Source organism: Vibrio amylolyticus (genome assembly GCF_023145695.1).
In the GTDB taxonomy this organism is placed as follows: domain Bacteria; phylum Pseudomonadota; class Gammaproteobacteria; order Enterobacterales; family Vibrionaceae; genus Vibrio; species Vibrio amylolyticus.
In genome coordinates this window covers 173,799-195,833 of record NZ_JAJHVV010000008.1, presented here as the reverse complement: position 1 = coordinate 195,833, position 22,035 = coordinate 173,799, and the positions used below count along the sequence as shown (strand labels likewise).

At 43.7% G+C, this 22,035-nt stretch carries 22 protein-coding genes, 1 pseudogene and 1 riboswitch; of the genes and pseudogenes, 9 read left to right on the top strand and 14 right to left on the bottom strand.

Annotated features, from left to right (window positions below):
- Positions 1-296: 296 nt before the first annotated feature.
- Both KP803_RS14235 and KP803_RS14230 read left to right on the top strand, forming a co-directional pair.
- Complete coding sequence (locus tag KP803_RS14235) at positions 297-1,943, top strand: hypothetical protein (RefSeq protein WP_248009509.1); 1,647 nt, start codon at positions 297-299, stop codon at positions 1,941-1,943.
- Between the two features lie 85 nt (positions 1,944-2,028).
- Entirely contained in the window at positions 2,029-2,517 is a 489-nt protein-coding gene (locus KP803_RS14230) for a type II secretion system protein (RefSeq protein ID WP_248009508.1), read from the top strand.
- Positions 2,518-2,656: 139 nt separating this feature from the next.
- Here KP803_RS14230 and KP803_RS14225 read toward each other — a convergent pair whose 3' ends face one another.
- Entirely contained in the window at positions 2,657-4,258 is a 1,602-nt protein-coding gene (locus KP803_RS14225; RefSeq protein WP_248009507.1) for an MFS transporter, read from the bottom strand.
- A 144-nt stretch (positions 4,259-4,402) separates the two neighbouring features.
- On the opposite strand from KP803_RS14225, the gene KP803_RS14220 reads away from it, so the two are divergent.
- Positions 4,403-4,804 carry a MarR family winged helix-turn-helix transcriptional regulator gene (locus KP803_RS14220; RefSeq protein ID WP_248009506.1) on the top strand — a complete coding sequence of 134 codons (402 nt, stop codon included), beginning with the start codon at positions 4,403-4,405 and terminating at the stop codon, positions 4,802-4,804.
- An 88-nt stretch (positions 4,805-4,892) separates the two neighbouring features.
- Here KP803_RS14220 and KP803_RS14215 read toward each other — a convergent pair whose 3' ends face one another.
- Complete coding sequence (locus KP803_RS14215; RefSeq protein ID WP_248009505.1) at positions 4,893-6,047, bottom strand: DUF1254 domain-containing protein; 1,155 nt, start codon at positions 6,045-6,047, stop codon at positions 4,893-4,895.
- 375 nt (positions 6,048-6,422) lie between these two features.
- Between KP803_RS14215 and KP803_RS14210 the strand changes: the two genes are divergently transcribed.
- The 3 genes from KP803_RS14210 to KP803_RS14200 all read left to right on the top strand — a co-directional run bounded on the left by KP803_RS14210 (position 6,423) and on the right by KP803_RS14200 (position 8,712).
- Positions 6,423-7,343, top strand: a complete 921-nt coding sequence (locus tag KP803_RS14210) for a LysR family transcriptional regulator (RefSeq protein WP_248009504.1) — start codon at positions 6,423-6,425, stop codon at positions 7,341-7,343.
- Between the two features lie 306 nt (positions 7,344-7,649).
- Complete coding sequence (locus KP803_RS14205) at positions 7,650-8,198, top strand: outer membrane beta-barrel protein (protein ID WP_248009503.1); 549 nt, start codon at positions 7,650-7,652, stop codon at positions 8,196-8,198.
- 112 nt (positions 8,199-8,310) lie between these two features.
- Positions 8,311-8,712: a hypothetical protein gene (locus tag KP803_RS14200; RefSeq protein ID WP_248009502.1), complete on the top strand. Its 402-nt coding sequence runs from the start codon at positions 8,311-8,313 to the stop codon at positions 8,710-8,712.
- 83 nt (positions 8,713-8,795) lie between these two features.
- Here the strand turns inward: KP803_RS14200 and KP803_RS14195 are convergent, their stop codons facing one another.
- Positions 8,796-9,815 (bottom strand): polysaccharide deacetylase family protein, encoded by a 1,020-nt coding sequence (locus tag KP803_RS14195; RefSeq protein ID WP_248009501.1) that lies wholly within the window; start codon positions 9,813-9,815, stop codon positions 8,796-8,798.
- A 297-nt stretch (positions 9,816-10,112) separates the two neighbouring features.
- Between KP803_RS14195 and KP803_RS14190 the strand changes: the two genes are divergently transcribed.
- Entirely contained in the window at positions 10,113-10,331 is a 219-nt protein-coding gene (locus KP803_RS14190; protein WP_248009500.1) for a DUF6500 family protein, read from the top strand.
- Positions 10,332-10,396: 65 nt separating this feature from the next.
- On the opposite strand, the gene KP803_RS14185 is transcribed toward KP803_RS14190, so the two are convergent.
- The 3 genes from KP803_RS14185 to KP803_RS14175 form a co-directional block, all read right to left on the bottom strand.
- Positions 10,397-10,564, bottom strand: coding sequence for a hypothetical protein (locus KP803_RS14185; RefSeq protein ID WP_248009499.1), 168 nt, complete (start codon positions 10,562-10,564; stop codon positions 10,397-10,399).
- 293 nt (positions 10,565-10,857) lie between these two features.
- Positions 10,858-11,532, bottom strand: a complete 675-nt coding sequence (locus KP803_RS14180; protein WP_345791563.1) for a glutathione S-transferase — start codon at positions 11,530-11,532, stop codon at positions 10,858-10,860.
- A gap of 126 nt (positions 11,533-11,658) precedes the next feature.
- Entirely contained in the window at positions 11,659-12,540 is an 882-nt protein-coding gene (locus KP803_RS14175) for an EamA family transporter (RefSeq protein ID WP_248009498.1), read from the bottom strand.
- Positions 12,541-12,673: 133 nt separating this feature from the next.
- Here KP803_RS14175 and KP803_RS14170 point away from each other — a divergent pair, with 133 nt between their 5' ends.
- Together KP803_RS14170 and KP803_RS14165 are read left to right on the top strand one after the other, a co-directional pair.
- Positions 12,674-13,132 carry an Lrp/AsnC family transcriptional regulator gene (locus KP803_RS14170; protein WP_248009497.1) on the top strand — a complete coding sequence of 153 codons (459 nt, stop codon included), beginning with the start codon at positions 12,674-12,676 and terminating at the stop codon, positions 13,130-13,132.
- A gap of 57 nt (positions 13,133-13,189) precedes the next feature.
- Positions 13,190-14,341 carry a winged helix-turn-helix domain-containing protein gene (locus KP803_RS14165; RefSeq protein WP_248009496.1) on the top strand — a complete coding sequence of 384 codons (1,152 nt, stop codon included), beginning with the start codon at positions 13,190-13,192 and terminating at the stop codon, positions 14,339-14,341.
- Positions 14,342-14,406: 65 nt separating this feature from the next.
- Here the strand turns inward: KP803_RS14165 and tenA are convergent, their stop codons facing one another.
- From tenA to KP803_RS14125, 8 genes and pseudogenes are all read right to left on the bottom strand, one after another.
- A complete protein-coding gene (gene tenA / locus KP803_RS14160) occupies positions 14,407-15,087 on the bottom strand; it encodes a thiaminase II (protein ID WP_248009495.1) in 681 nt (226 codons plus the stop codon).
- 29 nt (positions 15,088-15,116) lie between these two features.
- On the bottom strand, positions 15,117-16,067 hold the full coding sequence (locus tag KP803_RS14155) for an ABC transporter substrate-binding protein (protein WP_248009494.1): 951 nt from the start codon (positions 16,065-16,067) through the stop codon (positions 15,117-15,119).
- A 108-nt stretch (positions 16,068-16,175) separates the two neighbouring features.
- Positions 16,176-16,910 (bottom strand): annotated as a pseudogene (locus KP803_RS14150) (ABC transporter permease); the annotation flags it as partial.
- A 109-nt stretch (positions 16,911-17,019) separates the two neighbouring features.
- The gene (locus KP803_RS14145; RefSeq protein WP_248009492.1) at positions 17,020-17,814 is read right to left on the bottom strand and encodes an ABC transporter ATP-binding protein; all 795 of its coding nucleotides are present in this window, start codon (positions 17,812-17,814) and stop codon (positions 17,020-17,022) included.
- Positions 17,804-18,682 (bottom strand): bifunctional hydroxymethylpyrimidine kinase/phosphomethylpyrimidine kinase, encoded by an 879-nt coding sequence (thiD, locus tag KP803_RS14140; RefSeq protein WP_248009491.1) that lies wholly within the window; start codon positions 18,680-18,682, stop codon positions 17,804-17,806. Before thiD ends, KP803_RS14145 begins: the two co-directional genes overlap by 11 nt.
- Before the next feature lie 100 nt (positions 18,683-18,782).
- Positions 18,783-18,894, bottom strand: a riboswitch (TPP riboswitch).
- Positions 18,895-19,028: 134 nt separating this feature from the next.
- Entirely contained in the window at positions 19,029-19,952 is a 924-nt protein-coding gene (locus KP803_RS14135; protein WP_248009490.1) for a ParB/Srx family N-terminal domain-containing protein, read from the bottom strand.
- Positions 19,953-20,048: 96 nt separating this feature from the next.
- Complete coding sequence (locus tag KP803_RS14130) at positions 20,049-20,384, bottom strand: hypothetical protein (RefSeq protein WP_248009489.1); 336 nt, start codon at positions 20,382-20,384, stop codon at positions 20,049-20,051.
- 100 nt (positions 20,385-20,484) lie between these two features.
- Complete coding sequence (locus KP803_RS14125) at positions 20,485-21,912, bottom strand: aminotransferase-like domain-containing protein (RefSeq protein WP_248009488.1); 1,428 nt, start codon at positions 21,910-21,912, stop codon at positions 20,485-20,487.
- Positions 21,913-22,035: the final 123 nt, after the last annotated feature.

Below are 22,035 nucleotides of genomic sequence, written 5' to 3'. Positions count from 1 at the left end.
TCGCCCTAAAGAGGACAGAAAGTTAAATTTTGAGCATTTAATTTGCAGATAAGATCGCTTATGAATAAATGTGACAAATTACGCCACTTCGGTTGCCTTACAAACTATTGACGCAGTCAATGTATTGTCTTTTGTACACCTAGACTTCGAGACTGTTGACATTAATATGGCCAGCGCAGCGAGAACGATAAGGAAGCGTGCGCAGCATTCATTTTATGGAATATCGATCGTGCTGGGTTTTATGTTGAGTACAGCGGTATTCATAGTTGGTACGCAGTGCTTATACGGGGTAGGGCATGTTTAAAAAACAATTTATATTTTTGGCATTACTAGGGGGCGCACTTTCTGGCTGCGGTTCGGATAATAACAGTGCGACTACCGGTGGTACTACGTCTGGTGGTACATCTACTGGAGGTACAACGGGTGGGTCAACGACAGGGCAAACCTATTCTAATCAAACGGTTGTTCCTGGTAAGATCTCAGATACGCTTCCACAAGCCTTAAGCCTTGCAAAAGACGCAGGCTTTAATATGTATATTCCAGTGTCGATAAATACGGCTTCTCAGCAGAGTGTGCGTACAAATAGTAGTAACGACACAATCCACATAATCGCGTACTTTGACGAAACATTATATTCGACAGACAAAGAACGAGATGCTGCTCGAGAGATTGTTAAGCAAAAGACTCAGCGCGCCGCAAATATCATGCAGCATTTTCTCACGAATCTTCCAGAATCGACCTACGGAGTTGATAAGTCTTCTATCGCTGAGTTGATGGCTAGTCGCCATGCGACGTTAATGCTTACTGCTAATGATGATGCGAATGAAGAGATGCTGACAAAGCTTTTTATTACAGAAGCGTACCGCCAAGGTCAGTTGCAACAATGGGTTATTGATGCAAATCAGCCTAATAGTCATGAATTAGATACCTCGACAGTGGCAAGATTTTTACAGTCATCAGAAGCCTTTGATAATACATACCCTGATCAGTTTGAAGCGGTGATCGAAGAAATCTTAGTGGGCGTTCAAACCAGTGCGAACAGTCAAGATTGGCTTGTTCATAGCCAGTCGTTAATGTTTAGAGAGTTAACGGTTGAGGGCGATTGTCACTATATGAGTAACTTTGCGAACTACTGTGAAGACTTAGGAAAGCATGCGGATCGTGATGCCGGTTTTGAAGAGATCCTTCACTTAGTTCAAGCGCAAGGTATAGCCCCTAACCCAAAATTCAAAACATTTCAGGATCAATTTCAGCAACGTGCTCTTGATCTTTATAACCGACATGCAGCAGGGCAAGACTCTGTCTGGCAACCCACGCAATCAAGCTGGAACGATTGGCTTTCAGACGATATCGATCCAGAGATTGGCCCGAGTTATTCTCATGAATATTTAGCGGCTGCGTTTGAAGCGTACATGGGAATGTGGGAACACACGTCATCGGGCTTAGATAGCTATCAGGCCTTAACTCGCAGTGATATGCGTAATGACGACTTTGAAGCGGCATTTTGGATTGAAAACATGTTCCATGATTACCTTCAATATACAGCTCATATCGATTCAGCTGGCGTTGAAACCTATTACAACAACCGTTTTCCTCAAGGTGGTTTAACTCCAACGTTCCACATGTCGAAGAGTACTCATCCACCGATGGAACCGTATACTTTTAAATCTCGTTGGTTGGTGAATGCGAAAATAATTGGGGATGTGGCGATGAATTTAACCGCCAATGACCAAGACAACACCATTGAGGGAAATAGTCAGAATAATGTTGTCGATGGTAAAGATGGCGTTGATACCTACATCGTTTCGGAAGACTTCTCTAACTGTACGATTTTTCATCAAAAGTACTCGGACTCAGTGAACTGTCCAAGCACGGGAATTGATGAGCTGATGAACTTCGAGAAAATCAAGTTCAACGATCAAGTTATTAGCCTGACAAAGTAGAACGGTTGGTTGTCATTATTACAGGCCTCTCTATTAGGTTGAACGGTTAGGTCTGTATTTGCGTGAGCTTATGTTTGGAAGGATTATGAAGCGAAAACAAGGATTCTCACTGTTTGAGATGGTGATCGTGATTGCGGTTGTTGGGCTTTTGTCTGCCGCTGCAATTCCGAGTTACTTTAATGTAAGAGACGGAGCGAAAGAGGCCATCATTCTCAATACTGGGCAAGCTGTCATTAGCGCCAACGCTTCTGTATTGGGTGAGGCAATACTTGAAGGTAAGGATGAGGGACGAACCCAAATCGGTGAGGTAAAGGTTTGGAACGGGAATATTGTAATGAGAGCCAATAACTTAGAGCGAGCATTAAAGACAAACCTGCAAGTTGTTAATTACAAGCTCTTTAATCAAATTGGCAATGAGGATACGGCGATTCTTCATGGCGTTTACGTTATGCACAGTGAAGATTACCAATCGTATAAAAGCTCAGGGACATTACCGTCGTGCTTTGTTCGAGCGGTTCAACGCAAACATGAAGAGGGTAAGCTCGTTATCGACACCAATACGAAGATGTGTTGATCGCTTACGCCTTCATGAAGCATCACTGATTAATGAGCCCCACGCTTAACGAGAAAGAGTTAAACGTGGGGCTTTGTGCTTTCCACAGTTGCAGTATTCTAATAAGAGACAGCATTGAAGTGACTGATCTGCACGAGAGTTACGCCTTATTTGGTATGTGGCGCGTCATCCAAAGCCCTATGATGGATAGTAAAATGATCATATATAAAGCGGTACGAAACGACTCAAGTTTTGCTTGTGCATAGATATCTAAAAGCGAGACTATTTCCTTACCAGAGATATTCGCCTGCTCCATCATTTCAATACTTTGGTCGCTAGCTACAAAAGGAATAGAAATCTGTTCCGTGATCAACGCTTGCGTGGCACTTGTTATTTGAGATTGATGTTCAACCTCAGATTGTACGTTACCTGTTAACGAAAAAAGAAGCACTGAGCCTGAGATAGCAATGCCTAATGCGCCACCTAGGTTCTTTGCGGTCGCTTGAGCGCCACCCGATTGCTGGGCTTCGCTCTCGCTTAATGAACCCGTAACGATGACGGGTGCAAAACTCATTAAGAATCCAGCAGTTAGGCCAATACACAGTAAGCCAAAATAAGCGATAAATGAGAATGAATCGACACTTGCCCCCATGCTTAAAGCGACAATCCCCACCGCTAATAAAACGTAGATAAGTTGACTAAAGCGCTTTTGGGACAGTAGAGACATAAATTTCGGTGTGATGATAGAGCCAATGATAAGGCCTATGGCAATCACGGAGAAAACCATTCCTGATTGTGCCGCGCTGAGACCTAGCGCCAATTGCAGATAAATGATAACTAAAAAGGCGACAGACCCTGTGAGTAGGTTTGATGCCAGCATCATGTAGAAACCTGACAACACGGTTTTGTTTTGAATGAAACTCTTAGGCACTAAGGCTGAGCCGTGTTTGCGCTCAAAGCTCGTTTCCCATGAAAAGAATAGCTTGAGCAGTATTAGGCCAATAGTAATGAGGGGGAGAACCGGTGAGTAGCCAAATACCTGAACGCCACTTAAAGGTTGGACAATACCCCAAGTCGATATCATGAGCAGACTGATGATAATACTCAGCAGGGCTGTACCGCTGAGTAATATGCCAACAATATCAACTTTCACCTTTTGTTTGGATAAAGGTAACGGATCGAGAAAACGCGTTGATACCAGAACTAAGGCAAAGTAACTCGCAACAATAAGGTAAGCCGCAGATAACCCGACGACATCAACAATAACGCCTTGAACAATAGGTGCAACAGCGGCTAAAACCCCCAAACATGCTGCTATCACTGCAAACGCTAAGCCTCGATCTTTTCCTTGGTAGAGAGCCGGAATGTGCGCCAGCACCGATGGAATAAGCAGGCAGGCCCCAATTGCTGTTAACCCTCGACCGGCGAGAATAAAGGTAACCATGTTGGGAGAAAACGCAGCAAAAACAGAGCCTGAAATGGCGAGAACGAGACCAATTTTGAATTGCTTTCTCCAGCCAATAATAAGCCCTGTAAACCCACCCACAATCATAAGAGAGGCGGCGAGCATCGCATAGGTTGCGTTGGCAAATTGGATCTCGGGCATGGTGGCGCCGAGACTAGTGGTCAATGCTTCTACAGATACTTGCATGGTTGATAGGTCTAGAAGTGTGCCAAGCTGAGCTAAGATAAGTACGACGAGGCTGAGCCACTTAGAAAAGCCTGCTCGATGCGTGATTACTGGTTTTCTCACTTCTGTCATTAATTCCACCTGATAATGCGTTAATTGTTTAAAGTTGAAGTATTTAACTCAATTTACTGGGTAGAATAGGGAACGTGACTATTCAATCAATAGCTATAATATTTAGCGGTCACACTAACTGTTTGTTTCTATGAGAATAATTAAGTGGATGTCATAAACTTTTATAAAATCTATCGCGTATCAATGGAGTTCAAAAAGTTGATACAAGAGGCTTACCCTAAAAAGATGTCGACGTTAGAGTTCTTTATTCTTTTGCATGTAGGCAGAGAAAAAGACGGGTGCTCGCAGTATGACCTAGCCAAAGCGATGTCTTTACAATCAAGTCGAGTAAATCCGTTAGTCCGAAAACTGGTGGAAGAAGAGCTGTTGATTGAGCACAGCATCGAGTCGAATCGAAACAAAATGATGATATCAACGACGGATAAAGCCGATGCGATTGTTGCAGAGGTTGTTGATACCTCTCATAAGAAAATTGACTATGTTGAAGGACATAATAAAGAGTACGGTGAGATGCTTGATTTGCTGTTTAAGAAGTTGATTGATTAACGTTGGGCGAGTGTCGTTAGTGCGCCAAATAATACAATGAAGAATGAGGCCTGAGTTTTATCAAAGAGCCTCATTTTTTGACTCAATTTCAATTGTTACAGAAATCTTGAGTTGTAATAACCTTGCCCACTTGAGGCCCGTAGAAGCGCTCAACATAGTAATACGGTTCACCTGCGTTTACTGGCATCCAGTAAGTGTCATCGTTAGGATTTTCGACGCTAAACGTAATTTGGATATTACCGTCTTTATTCGGCTTGGTGTTGTAGGCGTTATACACATCTTGTGCGTTTGGTAAGGTGTTACGTGTTAACGCGCTATAACGTGTAATTGACCAAAACTCTGAAAGATTATTCGCATAAGGCATAGTCACCACATAAGGTTTATCGCCATTTAAACGCTCGCCATCACACTGGTTAAAGATGCCCGTATAGTAGGCGTGTTCAACTGGCAATCCTAAGTGACCAACAATCGCCACAGCGCGATTTCGAGGGTCTTGAGCACCAAACTCTTCACTGTCAATTGGACCAAACATGCCCGTATTGTCGATGATGTTTTGAGCAAAATATTGCCCCGCCCATTGAAACATCGCTTTATGGTCATCGCTGTTATAGCCGACTGCGTCTTCTAGTAAGGTTCCGTTTTGCGGATATGTATCGTGCGTATCCAAAGTGAACTGAATCGCGTCATCAAAGTTCAGCTCGCCCTTACTTCCTGTTAGTTTTATTCTTTGCTGAATCGCTTTCGTATTTTTAAGATCTTCAATTGTTTTTACTTGAGTACGAATGAAAATGTGAGGGTAGTCGCCACGACTTTCGATCACTTTTCCTTCTGGGACTTCACCTTTGTAATCATGTCTTACGAACACGTATCGACCTTCCGGCCGGATTTCATCAAAAATGGTGTAGTGCTCTTGATCGGTAATATGCATTGAGAAGTAACGATCACTGCTTACCTTTGGCATCTCAAGTACAACAGGGCCATTGGTGAGATCAACTATCGCTTTGGTATATAAGTGGTCTAATGCTGGTGTAACGACTGGGTCTGTCCCTTCAGTTGGTAAGGCGAGAGTATGAAGCAGGACATTGGTTCCGCCAGCTTGAGCGGCTGTTTGTTTCATATATTCAGCGTGATGAAAGGCCTTATAAGTGTGGAGTTCAGGAACCGTTGGGTCAGAGATATTCTGCGCGATGACAGAGCTCGTCATTAAGGTTGAAAGTGCTAGAGCAAGAGTTTGAACGTTCATAGTGTTACCCGTTATCAGTGGATGCCTACTGGCAAATGTATTGGACTGAGAACACTTTATATGGCGAGAGAAGTTTAAAATAATGAATCGTTGATAAAGGTGTTATAGCAAAAAGTAATATCACTGACGATTTAAGAAATGCGTTATTGATATAACTCGAATATCAACAACTCATTATATTAACCGAGTTAGGAAAATTAAAATGTACCTACGTTAAATCGGAGGACATTTTATGAAAAAGACAACCGCAGCAGCATTGATCATCGGCAGCTTTGCTATCCTTGCCATTCTCCCTGCTATTCCAGTTCTATCCCTACTTTTCTAACTCCGAGTTCTGATATATTACCTACAATCCTCCTCTCCATGGTTACCCGCATGAAACAGCTTGATCTGAATCTACTGAAAGTTTTGCGTGCTCTTCTAGAACAAAAAAATACCAAGAAAGCGGCGGAAGTCCTTCACCTAAGCCAACCTGCGGTCAGTCGATCCTTGAGTCGTTTACGAGACTACTTTGATGACGAGTTGTTTATCCGCACCTCACACGGGCTAGAACCCACGGCTAAAGCGGAAGAAATAGCCGGGCGTCTGCCTATGGCGATGGATCTGCTTTACGATGCGGTGAATGGTGGGGAAGTGTTTGACCCAAGTGCTTATCACGGTAAAGTCACGATTGCTTTGAATGGGTTTATAGCGCAATGGCTAGCACCCGAGATCATCACCCGTATTGTAAAACAAGCCCCTAATATTGAGCTCCATCTCACCAACTGGGAGGCTTCAACGCCTGCTGCCGATATGGATGGGCATATCCATATCGGTGTTAATTATTTCCCACTGGACCTTTCTAAACAGCTAGTACAGGCAAAGCTTGGAATGGATAGTTTTGTAGTGATCGGCCGTAAAGAGCACCCACTATCGTCACCGAATATCGAGCCTGAGGATTTTATCAGTTACCCTGTCGCATCGCAGTTGATCCCAAATTGGAATGAACATCAGAATCGAACCGCAGAAGGACTGAAAGCGTTTGGTATCACCCCCAAGATCCAACTGAGAAGTGCGCATCTAAACATCATTTTAGACGCGATAAACAATACCGATATTGTGTTCCCATGCTCTGAACGTTTAGCGAACAACATTTCAGATGAATATAAGATGTGGCGTATTAGCGATAAATTAGAGATACCGAATGGGGAGTTTGCCGCCGTGATCTCGAACAAAACGCGTAAACACCCTTTGCACAGCTGGTTACTAAGCTGTATCAAAGAGTGCGCGAAAGAAGCGGCGCTAACAAAGTCGTAACTTCACTGGCGTCATTATTTTTTACATTAAATGACGTCTTCAGCATCTAAACGTAGCTTATATATTTCTATTCCATTCAATATTATTGCCTATCTGTGTATTTGTAAGGTAATCAGAGTTAAATAGCCTGGTTACGCTTACGTGCTCTTACGCGAGCTTACAAACAAATCTAATAAGCAATGATATTATTTTCTCGTTATCCACGATTAACTTAGCTTGTATTTATATTCTTTTTAGCCTGAATGATTAACCGATGATTTATTGCTTGAAGATTAAATATATAAAACAAATAACAGAGAATGAGAAATGAAAAAAACTGTATTAGCTTTATCAATGATTGTTGCGTCTATGTCAACGAGTGTCGCTGCTAAAGAAGGGGCATATGTGAGCGGTGCTTATTCAATGATGTATCAAGATTCAATCGTTGCAGCATCAAATGATGTTGAAAATGGCTATGCATTGGCCGCTGGGTATGATTTCCCAATGGGCAGTTTTTTTGTATTAGCTGCAGAGGTAGAATATAAAAATTTAGGCTCTACTACCGAAACGATTTTATCTGACAGCCTTAAAGTGTCCATGTCTTCTTATGGCGTTAACGTATTGCCGAAAATTTATCTTGGTGATAGTTTCCATGTAATGGCTAAGTTAGGCTTCCACAAGGTTGAAGCTGATCTTACTTCTACATATCCAATGCCAGCGTCATTAACGACGGCAAGCGATACGGCTTCTCTACTAGGCTTCGGTCTAGGCTATGATTTTACTGAACATGTTGCACTTCAGACTACGTATGAAATTCATAACATTGCGGGGTACAATACAGCCTCAGCGAATATTGGTATAAAATATTCATTCTAATTTCTAGCCATGAGTTAAATTAAAGTAGCTACATTAGTTGGTCGCTACTTTTTATATTCTGGAATTTTAGTTTCCTAATTGCTTGACTTTTACCACTATGAAAATATTAACTATGAAATTTGTTAAAACATGGCTTGTTTGGGCTTTATTTTGCAGTGGTCATTCAATAGCGAGTAACTTGTGCTTTGAGACCGAGATTGATGAGTTCTCGTGCCAATTTTCCAATAAACAAGTTTCTGTTTGTTCTCTAGGAGAAAGGCAGTTTTATCGGTTTGGTACTCAGTCGAAGATTGAGTTGGAAATTGAATCGAAAGATACCATTGAATACTACTCCTTTAGCGGGGGAGGAGAGAGGGTTATAACCTTTTTAAATGGTGATTATTCATATGTGATTAATTCGCGTACGACAAGATCAGAATATGTACTGGGTGGTTGGGTATCTGAAAGAACCGCTAACTTAGTGGTAAATAAGGGCGAACAAGAGCTCGTTAGCTTAGAGTGTGAAGAGTTCTAAATGAGAATCAAGGTTATTCGATATAAAAAGGCTCACAACGAATGCTGCGAGCCCAAAGTCTTTTAAGTGACTTTGTTTTCTCACTATTTGTTAGGCACAACCAGCCATTGCTGTGACATCCAGAAAAACGGCGATCCATCTCTGTGAGGGGCGGTACAGTTAACTCTGTGACGGCCATTACTGAGTCCATTGGATGGAGTGACGCTAAACCCCGTTTCAGAGTGCCAATCAATCACAGTAGGTTGTCCATTCAAAAAACACTGTAGATGCGGGTAATACGCTTCTCGTGATGGTAGAAGCTCAACGGTTAGCGTTGGTTGACTGTCAGTGGTTAATGGATCCGCTAAAACCGCATAATTGAGCGGTAGTGGGGAAGCTGTGATCTTATGGCGTAGCGACTCAATACTTGCGTAATTACCCGCTGCGTTAAAGCGTGGTAGTGCCTGCCAATCACTGCTTACACCAATGGATCCAGATTGTTGGCCAAACGACGTATATCCTCGCTCATCTAACCAAGTTTTTAGGTCATTGTTGTACTCCCCATATGGGTAAGCAAAGATCATTGGAGCATACCCAATCTCGTCGATGATTCTGTTTTGGGCTGATTCAATGTTGCCTGTTGCAGCCTCAAACCAATTCTCATCATTAAATGCGTTATTGACTAAGTGTGTGTGGTCAAGAGTATGGTTCGCTATCGTCACGCCGTTATCGGCCATTTCTTTAAGTTGTTCCCACGTGCAGTAGCTTGAGTAGCCTTTATCGATAGGGTCTGTCGTCACAAACACGGTAAACGGGAGATTTCGCTTTTTGAGTTCGGGATAGGCCGTGTCACATACCGAAGCAAAGCCGTCATCAAAGGTCAATGCTAAGCTCTTTTCATCGAGCGTTTTACCTTGTCGAAATTGTTGAACGGCCTCTTCAAGTTTAACGATTTCATAACCCTGTTCCTCGAAGTGATCGAGCTGAGCGACAAAATCCGAAACGGTCGTTGAAGTAACATGGGGCGTATCATCGGCAATGTGATGATAAAGCATTACATTGAGGGGGGCAGCCATGACTGGGGTTGCTAACAAAGACAATAGTAGCCAGTTACTTTTCAACATTTTAAGAAATACCAAATAAACCATTAAGAGAGTGGCCGTTATTGTAAAAGAGGTATGACACCCAATTGACAATTGCAGGTAAAAACTAACGCTCCCCAATCATAGCTGAATGTTTGTTGGAACAGACATCTCTTTGTGAATTAGGCTAGTGATGGGGGATTCAAGAAATAGTGGATATCGTTAATTCTTTGACCGTTTATTTGAAACCACGATTCTCAGTAGTGATTCAAAAAACGGCCATTAATCTTTCTTGAGTGTGTAGTATAGTCTTTCAACCGAGGTCAAATAAGGGATTGCATGCGGCAGTTATTACGAGAAAAAATCATTCAGGTCTGTACCAAGAAAATTGCACAAAAGGGTGAAGGTGTCGGCGTTTCATTCTATGCATTTTTTGCTAACAAAAATGATGATCCAGAATTATTGATGGAAGCGGCGACGTGGTGGATTCAAACCCATCGTTTGGACCACTTTGAGAAAGCGGTAAAGATAAGAGAAATGATTGAAGCACTAGACTAAAAGGATTGGAATATGCCCGATAACACGTTTAGGGGGAGTTTAACGAATTACCGGGCAATCAGTGATTAAAAGAAAGTCTGTATCAGCGTCATCTGATCCGTCACTGGGCTATCGGGGAATAATGTATTCTGATTAGTGTCCATCGCATTATCGTGATCGACATTGGTGTAAGAGGCTGATGTACAACCACCTAAAAACCCAATAGTAAGTAGTGCGATTAATATCTTTTTCATGTGTTATTCCTTAACAAGTGAAATAAAGTGTCAATCCTTAGAGCAACTTATTCAATAATGTCATTATTCTTTAAACCGTCTTAGCAGTAAGCTAGAAACGACGTCTCATCTGTTTTGTGATAATGATCATTATGTTATTTAAGTGTAGTAAACATAACTCATGTGACATAGGTTATTTTGTATCACTAAGTGCATATAAATGGACTCGAACTCACAAAAATCAGTGAGGATTTTGTAACACGTACCATCTGATAATTCTGATAAATATTTAACTTATTTAACGCGTGGTTAACTTATGGTTGAGCCCTCTGACCAAAGTAGATATCTTTTCGGCCCTCTAGCCATAACTCATGCTTTTCCATCACCTTAGAGAACATCGCACTTTGTAAATAGCTGTCTAACCATTGACGTAATTTTGGATAAGGGCTTTGCAGATACCACTGCCTTTCAATGCGAGCGAACTTACGAATAAAGGGCATTAACGCAATATCGAGGAGGCTCTCTTTATCTGAAAATAGATATTGGTGTTGGTTTAGTCTGCGTTCTAACTCTTGAATGTGGGTTTCACAATTTTCGCGGCACTCGACCACGTTGTCTTCATGGTAACGCTTAGCGCAGCTATAGGCGTTGAATGCGGGAATAAACTCTTGCTCAAATTCGGCAATAAGATGAATCATCGTCGCTAGGCTTTGTGGATTTTCAGAGTCCAATAGGTCGTCAGGATCGCTCTCAGAGAGTGCCCACAACATTACCTCTAGGCTCTCCTCAATCACCATACGTTTTTCACTATCGATAGTGTCTTGCACCACCAATACGGGAACGCTGCCTTTTGGTGACGCTAACAACATTTCTTCCGGTTTATTATTGAGTTTCACGGCTCGAATAAGAACACGCTGCTGGCTTTTAAACAGTGCGATACGTCCACGCATGGCATAAGGGCAATTTTGTAATGAATAAAGAATTGGCACATTTTGCACTGGCTTGTTCCCTAATGGCTAAAGATATCGATAGGTGTCGTCGCTTTAGCCTAACGCGTTCACTCGTGCTTCAACAGATTTAATTGCCCTTTCACTCCCTTTGTAGATTGAAAAAGGTTATGTGCTGACTGGTTCGCTGTTGCTTGGTGAAGGTGAGAGTACAACACCGATTGAAGCGATCATAATGGTGACGATGCCGAGTATCTGATTGTTTGATAGTTGCTCACCTAAGATGATAAAGCTCACAATGGCCCCCATCACGGGTTCGCCACTGGTTAATACGCCATAGGTCTTGGTAGGCAACGTTCTTAAAGCGACCATTTCAAGCATTAAAGGCACCGCGCTAGATAACAGAGCGACGGCAACAATGATCAATATTAAGTCGGTATTTATCGCTACAAAAGAGAGGTGTTGAATGCCAACAGGTACCATAAAAATAGACGAGACGATAAGCCCAAGCGCGGGTGCCTTTGGCCCGTGTTGGTTGCCTGCCTTTTTCCCTGTGATGATGTACGCGCCCCAGAAAATGCCTGCGATCAATGCGTAGACAATGCCAGTAGGGTCAAGGGTTGTTGCACTGTTGGCACTCGGAATAAGCAGATAAATTCCCCCCGCCGCGAGCAATACCCAGATTAAATCCAAACGATTTTTTGAGAACAGAGCAGAGACTAACAAAGGCCCTGTGAGCTCAAATCCGAGTGCCACGCCAATGGGAATCAATTTTATCGACATGTAAAAGAATAGGTTCATTCCTGCGATGGTCGCACCGTAAAGGATAATGGAGATGAGATTGTTCTTTCGTAACTGTGCTTTCCAGGCTTTTAACACAAACAACAATATTAGCGCAGAGACAGAGAGCCTGAGTACGGTGACACTCTCTGGGTTTAGTGATGAGAAAATGGATTTTGCAAGCGCGGCACCCGCGGTTATAGACATGATAGCGGCAATGACCGCGAGTACGGCTATTGCTGTTCCGTTATTGAATAAACGATATTTCATCTATGTCACTTTTATTTGGTTGATTTATTGTTATGGTTGAGAAAATTTATCATTACGCTGGGTTTTATATGCTCATAATTAGCGATTAAATGATAAAAATTATCGATATCTGAACAAATAAGGCCTTGAATTTATGGATACCATCGACCTTAAGATTTTGGAGCAGTTACAGATCAATACTAAAGCGTCAATGGGCGAGATTGCCGATACGATCGGTTTGTCAGAACCCGCGTGTTATCGACGCGTTCGACAGCTTCGTAGTAGCGGTGTAATTGAACGTGAAGTGGCGATAGTCAAACCCAAAAGCATGGGCTGGCCTCTGAGTATGATGGTGCTAGTCACACTTGAACGTGACCACAGCTCGATCGTGAATCAGTTTTTGGCACGCATGAATAAGCAATCTGAAGTTTTAGATTCGTGGTACGTGACGGGCGATTATGATCTGATTTTGCAAGTGATCGCGACCGACATGGAAGGGTTTGATGAGTTTACACAACGTGTCTTGCACAAAGATGATAGCGTTAAGAACTTCAAGACCTTAGTGGTAATGAGGCATTCAAAAGAGAGCGGCGCCATTCCTCCCGCGCCTTAACTTTGAAAATAGCGTACTCATTTCTGAACAAAGTGGACTGTCAAAGGCGTCAACACAATGGAATCACTCTCAATACCTCAAGCGCGAAAACTCGCTCTGCTTTCGCAAGGGCTACCAGAAAAATCCTCTAAGACAAAAAGTGATTCGACTACTCTTCGTGTGTTTGAGCGGTTGGGTTACGTGCAGATCGATACCATCTCGGTGGTACAAAGAGCGCATCACCATACACTGTGGAGCCGTAATCCCAATTATCAAACCAAACATCTTGATCAACTCGTCTCGAGCAAACGGGTCTTTGAATATTGGGCTCACGCAGCGGCCTATCTTCCAATGCCGGAATACCGCTTTAGCCTCCCTCGTAAGATGGCGTTCAAAACTGGTGAACAAACGCATTGGTACCGCCACGACAAAGAGCTGATGTCTAACGTTCTAAAACGGATCGAGCAGGAAGGGCCATTAATGGCGAAGGATTTCGTTTCAGAGAATCGAAAAAGCCAAGGGTGGGGAAGCAAGCCAACGAAACAGGCATTGGAGTGTCTGTTCATGCAAGGGGATCTGATGATCTCCGAGCGGCGAAATTTTCATAAAGTCTATGACTTAACTGAACGTGTTTTGCCAAGCGATATCGATATCTCCTTACCAAGTGATTATGAGCATGGGCGCTTTCGGGTGATGCGTTACTTGAAGTCTCACGGCTTTGGTAATCTCTCAGAAATGTCGTACTTGCTAAAAGGCATGAAAACGCAAGCAACTCAAGCACTGAACGAATTGGTGGAAGAAGATGAGGTAACTAAGGTGACGATTGCCAATTCACCATACTACGTTAGCCGAGAAGCATTATCGTTACTTGATAAACGAGTAAACCGAAAGCGCGCCAAGATCCTGTCTCCGTTTGATAATTTGCTGATTCAACGAAAAAGAGCGAAATCTATTTTCGATTATGACTACCTTCTTGAGTGCTACGTGCCGGAGAAGAAGCGTCAGTATGGGTACTTTTGCCTGCCTATTTTGTGGGGTGGGGAACTTGTCGGGAGAGCTGATTGTAAGGTAGATAAGAAGTTAGGTGTATTGAACGTCATTCACCTGTTTGTTGATGTAGCTTCAAAATCTACAGATGCATTTTGGGATGATCTAGACGTTGAGTTGTCTCGCTTTACCCGTTTCAATGGTTGTGAGAGTCATGTGATTCATAAAGTATCGGTGGAATAAAAACGACCAGCCAATATAAGTAATTGCTGGTCGTTTTGATTTTTATGAGGATGTGAAGAGCGTGTTTATTTAGCTATCAACGTCTCGTCGGCGTTTAGTCCTTGCTGCCAAAATGCCACTTCCATACGTGTTGCGGTTTTAAATATATGGATAAGGTTTTGGCCACGTTCGCTGTTAATGTCAATCTCAGCCAACAGCTGGTTAAAGTACTCAGCGCCTGTTGCTACACCTGATTGAAACTCTTCACCACCGTAGAGGTTAATCCAACTTGCGTACGGGTTACCTTCCAATACAGTTGATTCACTCTCCCCCAGCGCTTTACCAATCACGGCATAGCCGATAGAGCAAGGTGCGAGCGCTGCATACAGGTCAACCAAATCACCGGTCATTCCTGCGTCGAGCACGTAGCGGGTGTACGCCACCGTACCAAAGTCTTCAGGCTCATTCTCTAGATCAGATTCAGTTAAACCCCATTGACCACAGTAGGTTACGTGGTGGGAGATTTCAGAGTCGAGTAGAGCATGAACGCTAGGCAAAGCTCGGCGCATATCCGCCAGTGTTTTTGCCTTGTAAATCGCTAAGGCGTAAGCGCGTGCATACTGTTTTAAGAACAAGAAATCTTGCTTCAGGTAATGAAGAAAACACGGTTGAGTTAATGTGCCTTGGGCTAGCTGCTTAACAAAAGCATGCTCTGTGTAGTCTTGCCAATCTTGCTCGCAAGCCTTAATCAAATCTTGGTATTTCATGTTTTTTCCTTAATTGATTTGAGCCTGCTCTAGTTAAAGGCAGGTACGTAGCTTTCTGCTTGTGGCAAAGACTTGATAATGCCTTTGTTGAACATGAACTCGGCGTAATCGTCATAACGTTTAAGATCGACAGCCGATGGACGAAGTGCAAAACGAGTTAGGGTATCGTTCCAAGCACGCTCATTGAGCTCGTTGTTTAGAGTATCTGGTGAATACGCTACAAACTCTTTCCATGATGCTTCAGGGTGGTTAACGATGTAAGTTGTGGCTTGCTCAAGCGCCTTGTTGAACGCTTTGATTGCGTCGACATCGTGATTGTTGGCGTTAGCAACAAAGACTAACTCATCGTAAGCGGGAACACCGTGCTCTTCTGGGAAGAATGCTTTTGCTTTAAAGCCTTCGAGAGCGAGCTGGTTGGTTTCAAAGTTACGCAGACCACCCCAGATTGCATCGACTTTTCCAGAAGCTAAAGAAGAGGAAAGTGCCCAACCCACATTGATGGTTTGAACGTCTTCAAATGCCACGTTTTCTTGCGCTAGCATGGTGCCGATGGTAGCTTCTTCGTTACCCGCGATAGCGATGCCGATTTTCTTGCCTTTTAGATCCGCTAATGAATCGTTCTTGCCGTTATCTAGCACCATCAGGGTGTTAAGTGGTGTCGCAATCAGCGTTGATGCGCGAACCAAAGGCAGACCAGCTGCTACGTCAATGGTCAAGCTTGGTTGGTAAGATACTGCTAGATCAACGCGGCCAGCAGCCACGAGCTTTGCTGGTGTGCTTGGATCGGCAGGCTCTTGAATCTCAATTTCAATGCCTTGTTCTTTGAAATATCCACGCTCATGGGCGATCACGATTGGTCCGTGGTTTGGGTTAACAAACCAATCGAGCATTAATGTCATTTTCTTCTCTGCGGCTAAAACGTGGCCTGAAGTTAGAGAAGCAAGTAGTGCAACGGCACTGAGTATTTTTGTGTTTTTCACTGTGATTCTGTCCTTTTGAATGATTTTATTTTTAGTCTTGCTGAGCAAAGCTGAAGTGATCTCTGTTTATAGGGGAATAGCCTCAGCTAATTTATGAGGGAAAACGTGTTACTTGTTCTCCCATGGAATGGCTTTCTTAAGTAATTTGTCGGTAATGAAATAAAGTGAAATCGAGAGCACGGCTAAGATAAATAGTGCCGCGAACATTTCATCAATGATCATTCGGGCGTTGGCTTGCAACATTAAATAGCCCAAGCCTTCGCTAGACCCAACCCATTCGCCGACAACCGCCCCAATTGGCGCAATCACTACGGCGACACGTATACCTGAAGCTAGCGTAGGCAAGGCAGCAGGAAGCTGAATATGACGCAATAGCTGCCACTTCGATGCCCCCATGGTTTTTGCCAAGTCGAGGTATCCCGTTGGCGTATTACGTAGACCGTCGTAACAACAGGTGGTGACAGGGAAGAAGATAATGATCGCGGCCATTACCACTTTTGAGGCAATGCCATAGCCAAGCCAAAGCATTAATACTGGCGCAATGGCAAATACAGGTATCGCTTGGCTAGCAATTAAGATAGGCAGTAACCAGCGTTTCAATGGTTCAAACATCAACATCTGCAGGGCGAAAAACAGCCCCATTGAAAGCCCAAGTAGTAAGCCGAGTAGGATCTCTTGCGCCGTTACCCATGTGTGTTTCATCAAAACGTCGTGGCGTTCAATTAGCTTTTGGAACACTTCCATTGGCGCGGGCAGGATGAAGCTCGGCATGTCAAACACAACGACAACCAGTTGCCATAAACCAAGAATGAACGCGGCACTGATAGTGAGCCGCAGAGCGGGATGAGTCACGCGTTCTTTGCCGTTGCTTTCGTTCCCGATCCTATTCTCTGAGCTTGCATTTTCAGCTTGGCTTAACCTTTGATTCGAAGCTAATTGAGGGTTCGATAGATCACTCATAGTCTTGTTCCAATTGGTTTAAAATCGCCTGCTGAAGTATGGCGCACTCACCATCTAACACTCTTGGCGTGCTGGTGGACGGTACGGGTAAAGCGCGAGCACTGGCTGGCGTACCTTGTAAAACGTAGAGGTTGTCAGCCAAGCGAACCGCTTCTTGCGGGTCGTGCGTGATAAGCACGATTGTTTTACCTTGTAATAGCTGACAGGCTAGAGTTTGCAGCTTATGCCTTGTAACAGCATCGAGCGCTGAGAATGGTTCATCCATCAACACTACAGGCTTGTCTTGCATTAACGTTCTAGCTAGCGCAACACGCTGTCGCATGCCGCCAGAGAGTTGGTCTGGCTTAGCGTCGGCATAATCCGCGAGGCCCACGTCGTTTAACAGTTTCTCGGCTTTAGTTCGAACTTGCTCTATCGCTTGCTCTGCATCTGAAGAAAAACGATGACTTAAACACACGTTGTCGAGAACCGATAACCAAGGCAACAGTAAGTCTTGCTGCGCCATGTAAGCGATTCGATCATGTAACGGCTTGTTGTCCGATGTCACTAACGATCCTTGCCATTCCACTCTATCATCAAGCAGGCCCGCAAGGTAACGTAAAACGGTGGTTTTACCACAACCACTTCGGCCGAGGAGTACTGTCCATTTAGCGGCAACGAATGTTAGGTCTAACCCTGAGAGTGTCGCCTTTGCACTGTCGAGGTAGCGTAAACTGGCGCTATTTAACTCAACCCCGACACCGGGTTTGGCAGTAACCGTATTGCTGTCGGTTGAACTAGCTAACATCAGCATGCCCAGCATAAAAGTGGTTTACTGGGCCGTGGCCTTGCCCAACTTGCAGCTCATCAGCGTGTGCAATGGCGTGAGTAATGTACTGCTTACCCAAGTGAACGGCTTGTTCAAGTGTGTTCCCTTGTGCAAGAAAAGAGGCAATAGCAGAAGAGAGCGTACAGCCCGTGCCATGAGTGTTTTTGGTTGGAAAGCGTTTTGCACTGATGAGCGCAGAACTTTGCGGCAGAATGAGTAGATCGTTACTGTTCTCATCTTTCTCTAAGTGACCACCTTTTAACAGGACGGCTTTCGCATCGAGCGCTCGTAGGTCATCAATCATGTCTTGCATCTCTGTTTCGCTTTCAGGCACTGACTTACCGGTTAATGCCGCGCCCTCAGGTAAGTTAGGTGTAATAATATCGGCCAGTGGGATCAGCTCTCGTTTTAGTGTGCTGATTGCTGAATCTTCTAGCAGTAAATCACCGCTAGTGGCGACCATGACAGGGTCGATGACTAAATGCTGAGGTTGGTATTGTCTGATTTTTTCAGCAACCACTTTGATGATTTCGGAATCCGCTAACATCCCTACTTTTACTGCAACGATGTTTAAGTCGGTGAAGACCGCATCAAGCTGGCTAGCAACATGGTCTAAAGGAATCGGGAATATGGCGGAAACGCCTTGCGTGTTTTGCGATGTGATGGCAGTGATGACAGAGCAGGCGAAGCTACCCGTAGCAGACATCGCTTTAATGTCGGCCTGAATGCCGGCACCACCACCGCTATCAGAGCCCGCAATGGTTAAAACAATTGGCGTGTTGGGCGTTACGGCTTCGGATGAAAATTGAGTATTTGAAGATGCTTGCGTATTGGTAAGCTGTGTCATGGTCGCTCCTACTATCTAAAAGACGCAGGAGAATAGGCACAGATCGATGAAAGCGAAGTACTGATTTGATGAGAGTGAGACCCCCTTGAAGTACTATGCAGATCAAGTGCTTATAGTTCCCTACGTCAGTACAAACTGAATCAGGTTCAACGGGTCTCGAATCTCGATCTCAGCAAACACAGATAACTGCATTGGCTCCCCGACTATTAAAATAATCATAACAGCACTTTTACATTAGGTGTACTGGTTTTATTTTTGATTCGTTGAATACTGAAATAAGATCCAATAAAAAAGCTGATGAGCGACTCATCAGCTTTTCAGGGATGTATTTTATAAGCCACTCAATCTATTGGGTTTGAGCGACTTTGTATTGCAGTGAATAGCTTACCTTGCCTTTCCCTTCACGTAATAACTTGTCTAAGCCTTTTTGATTGAATGCGTCGAATTGCCCCATCTCTTTGGCTGACTTGTCAGAGCCACCAACGTTATCGGATTCTAAAGAAAGCAGGAACTGACTCACATCAGTGATGGCTTTGCTGTAACCAGGCTTAGAGGTAAGGTCATAATTATTAAGATTGATGGCTTGGCGCACTTCTTTTGACCAATAGAACTCAAGGAACGGAACTGGCTGTTTAGGCTTGTTCCAACCGACGTCACGAGAGAAGTACATCAATGAACGATATTGGTCATTTTCAAAGTTTTTAAGTCCTAAAGACATCGGTAAATGAGCAGGCGTAATCTGCTTGCCTTCGCTATTAAATAGCCAGGTATTACCGTCTTCAATCATGGCATCCCAGAATGCCGCCATGTTGTTAAGGTTACGGTAATCCTTTTCGACGACGACATGAACAGGGAAGTCTTCACCGCCTTCTTCCATGGTCCAGAACACATTAAATGTATGGTGTCCGTCGGTCAGGTAGTAATCGCCGTTAGGGGCTATGACGATGGTTTTCATGTCTTTTTTACGCTCACCAACCGTTTCTTTACACACAAAACTTGACGCGTCATGAGCGTTGGATGTCTCTTTATCAAAAGAGGCTAAACCGCGTTGACCATTTGCTTCGCAGATCTCATCGAACAGTTTCTTCTTGTCTTGCTCAAAGCGTCCTAATTTATAGAACACTTGATCATAACCTACCGATGGTTGAGTAGGGATAACTTCATTGAGCTGGACTTGAATGACATCGCCTTGGGCAATATTAGAGGCGAAAGCGGTTGGAGCAATCAGGAAAAAGCCCCCTATGAATACAGTTTTAGTCGTGTTGAGCATCATTTAGTACCTAGTCTGAAATATTTAAATAAAATAAGTCTTTTATATTTCACCTAAATGACGCATTAATTAAGTTGTTGAATCAGAAAGGAGAGACTAGTTGTCGAGGGGTAATTGATTCATTGCCCACATATCGAGCACGTGTAAGGCATCGTCACACTTTCCTAGCAAGATCTGATATTCAGGATCAAAGGGGTCGCCAATGTAGGTCGTACGTATCAGCTCATTGGTTTTCAGGTCAATCTGAGTCACAACTCGACCTTTGAAGTTTTGAAATACGGCAAACTGGTCACTTTTGTAAACGATCTGTTCGTTGTAAAACCAGAAATGATCACTGGTATCAAGTAACTGACACTTTAGCGGTAGAGAACCTGATTCTGCCGCGAAAGCCGATGAAGAAACCAATAAGAATAGCAACAGTAAGCGGTTCATAAACCAATCCTTTCTCACCTTAGAAACTGTTTTAAGTATAGACAAGCTCTGTTGGTTTGCTTTTTCATCACTCTCTTTCTTCAAGCCCCACCGCTAACACCTACTTTATGTGGCTGGCAATGATTTGAGCTAGTCGTTCAACGCCATATTGCTCTGATTCTCTGCCCTCGAAATTAGCGTAAGTTAATCGTAAGCAATGTGAATATCGATTGTTGGTGCCGAACGCTAAACCTGGATAAACACTGATCTTGTCCTGTTTACACTCTAAGTGAATCTCATGCGTGTCGATATATTCAGGAAGGGTTAGCCACATAATGAATGAACCATTGGATTGGGTGAGGTGGTAATGTCCTTTCAAGGAGGAGTATTGATCCAGAGCTGAGGTGAGCCATTGATATAACTTTTTCCCATTGGATTGATACAAACGGCGCATTTTATTGGTGTGTGAACGGTACTTACCTGTTGTCAAAAACTCCGCTACTGCAGACTGCATCAGGTTAAGGCTACCCATGTTGTCACTGATGAGAAACTTCTCTATTTTCGCCTGATAGCGGCCTGACAATATCCAGCCAATGCGAAGCCGAGAGTCGAGGGTTTTAGACAGGGAGTTTACGTAGATTACACGATCTTGGGTATCCAGAGACTTAAGACTTGGCAGGCTTTCATCGAAGCTTAAAGCCCCGAATACATCGTCTTCAATAATAGGGATCTCTTTTGAAACGTTGAGCAGCGCATGACGCTTATCCAACGGCATTTGTGAACCTGTCGGATTAGCGAAGTTTGGAGTAACAATGATGGCTTTGATGTTCCACAGTTCAATGGCTTCGGCTAATGCATCTGGGTTTAATCCTGTAGTGACACTGCTAGGGATTTCTATCACTTTTAGCCCGAGTGATTCCATTAATAGCAAGTTACCAAAGTAGCATGGAGACTCAACGGCAACGATATCCCCTTTCTCTGTCAACGCTCGAAGCGCCAGGCTTATCGCTTGTTGAGCGCCATGGGTAACAGCGATGTCTTTGTATTGTGCAGGCACACCTAGGTCGTGGCTGATTTTCAGCAGCTGCTTTATCAGAGAATTATTCCCAGGGGGAACCTGATAGTGACTTGGCAACTGGCTTTGCATGCGAGCATGACGGCCAATCTCAGCGTACAGGCTTTTGATTGCTGGAAAGTTTATATTTGGGTGCGCCGAACCAGTTGGAAGCAACTCGGTTTCATTGGAATAAGTGAGAATTGATTTACAAATAGAAAGCAGGTCTACCTTACTTGGTGGATGATAAGTCGAACCGTTCTGATTAGATGAGGCTTCGCTTGACTTCACTCTGTAGCCTGATTTCGCCACGGAATAGATTACCCCTACCGCTTCTAACTCTTGATATGCACGAATAACGGTATTCTTGCTCACTTTTAAATCTGTACTCAGTTGGCGAATGGAAGGCAGTTTATCGTTGGCCTGATACACCCCAGCGTTAATGGCTTGTCTGAGATGCTGCTCTACTTGGTCATACTTATTGATTACGTCCATTCTGTACCCATTAAAATAGTTATATGTGTGCCTTTTTTGAATTTCTGTACCCAACTAAAGTAACAGCATTGTTAATGGAATAGTACTGGTATTGAAATAGTACCGTTTATGGAAGAGGAGGGT

Excerpts from the sequence above, each read along its gene's own strand:
- KP803_RS14235 (WP_248009509.1), top strand. The coding sequence starts at position 297 with ATGTTTAAAAAACAATTTATATTTTTGGCATTACTAGGGGGCGCACTT.
- KP803_RS14230 (WP_248009508.1), top strand. The coding sequence starts at position 2,029 with ATGAAGCGAAAACAAGGATTCTCACTGTTTGAGATGGTGATCGTGATT.
- KP803_RS14225 (WP_248009507.1), bottom strand. The coding sequence starts at position 4,258 with ATGACAGAAGTGAGAAAACCAGTAATCACGCATCGAGCAGGCTTTTCT.
- KP803_RS14215 (WP_248009505.1), bottom strand. The coding sequence starts at position 6,047 with ATGAACGTTCAAACTCTTGCTCTAGCACTTTCAACCTTAATGACGAGC.
- KP803_RS14210 (WP_248009504.1), top strand. The coding sequence starts at position 6,423 with ATGAAACAGCTTGATCTGAATCTACTGAAAGTTTTGCGTGCTCTTCTA.
- KP803_RS14205 (WP_248009503.1), top strand. The coding sequence starts at position 7,650 with ATGAAAAAAACTGTATTAGCTTTATCAATGATTGTTGCGTCTATGTCA.
- KP803_RS14200 (WP_248009502.1), top strand. The coding sequence starts at position 8,311 with ATGAAATTTGTTAAAACATGGCTTGTTTGGGCTTTATTTTGCAGTGGT.
- KP803_RS14195 (WP_248009501.1), bottom strand. The coding sequence starts at position 9,815 with ATGTTGAAAAGTAACTGGCTACTATTGTCTTTGTTAGCAACCCCAGTC.
- KP803_RS14190 (WP_248009500.1), top strand. The coding sequence starts at position 10,113 with ATGCGGCAGTTATTACGAGAAAAAATCATTCAGGTCTGTACCAAGAAA.
- KP803_RS14185 (WP_248009499.1), bottom strand. The coding sequence starts at position 10,564 with ATGAAAAAGATATTAATCGCACTACTTACTATTGGGTTTTTAGGTGGT.
- KP803_RS14175 (WP_248009498.1), bottom strand. The coding sequence starts at position 12,540 with ATGAAATATCGTTTATTCAATAACGGAACAGCAATAGCCGTACTCGCG.
- KP803_RS14170 (WP_248009497.1), top strand. The coding sequence starts at position 12,674 with ATGGATACCATCGACCTTAAGATTTTGGAGCAGTTACAGATCAATACT.
- KP803_RS14165 (WP_248009496.1), top strand. The coding sequence starts at position 13,190 with ATGGAATCACTCTCAATACCTCAAGCGCGAAAACTCGCTCTGCTTTCG.
- tenA (WP_248009495.1), bottom strand. The coding sequence starts at position 15,087 with ATGAAATACCAAGATTTGATTAAGGCTTGCGAGCAAGATTGGCAAGAC.
- KP803_RS14145 (WP_248009492.1), bottom strand. The coding sequence starts at position 17,814 with ATGTTAGCTAGTTCAACCGACAGCAATACGGTTACTGCCAAACCCGGT.
- thiD (WP_248009491.1), bottom strand. The coding sequence starts at position 18,682 with ATGACACAGCTTACCAATACGCAAGCATCTTCAAATACTCAATTTTCA.
- KP803_RS14135 (WP_248009490.1), bottom strand. The coding sequence starts at position 19,952 with ATGCTCAACACGACTAAAACTGTATTCATAGGGGGCTTTTTCCTGATT.
- KP803_RS14130 (WP_248009489.1), bottom strand. The coding sequence starts at position 20,384 with ATGAACCGCTTACTGTTGCTATTCTTATTGGTTTCTTCATCGGCTTTC.
- KP803_RS14125 (WP_248009488.1), bottom strand. The coding sequence starts at position 21,912 with ATGGACGTAATCAATAAGTATGACCAAGTAGAGCAGCATCTCAGACAA.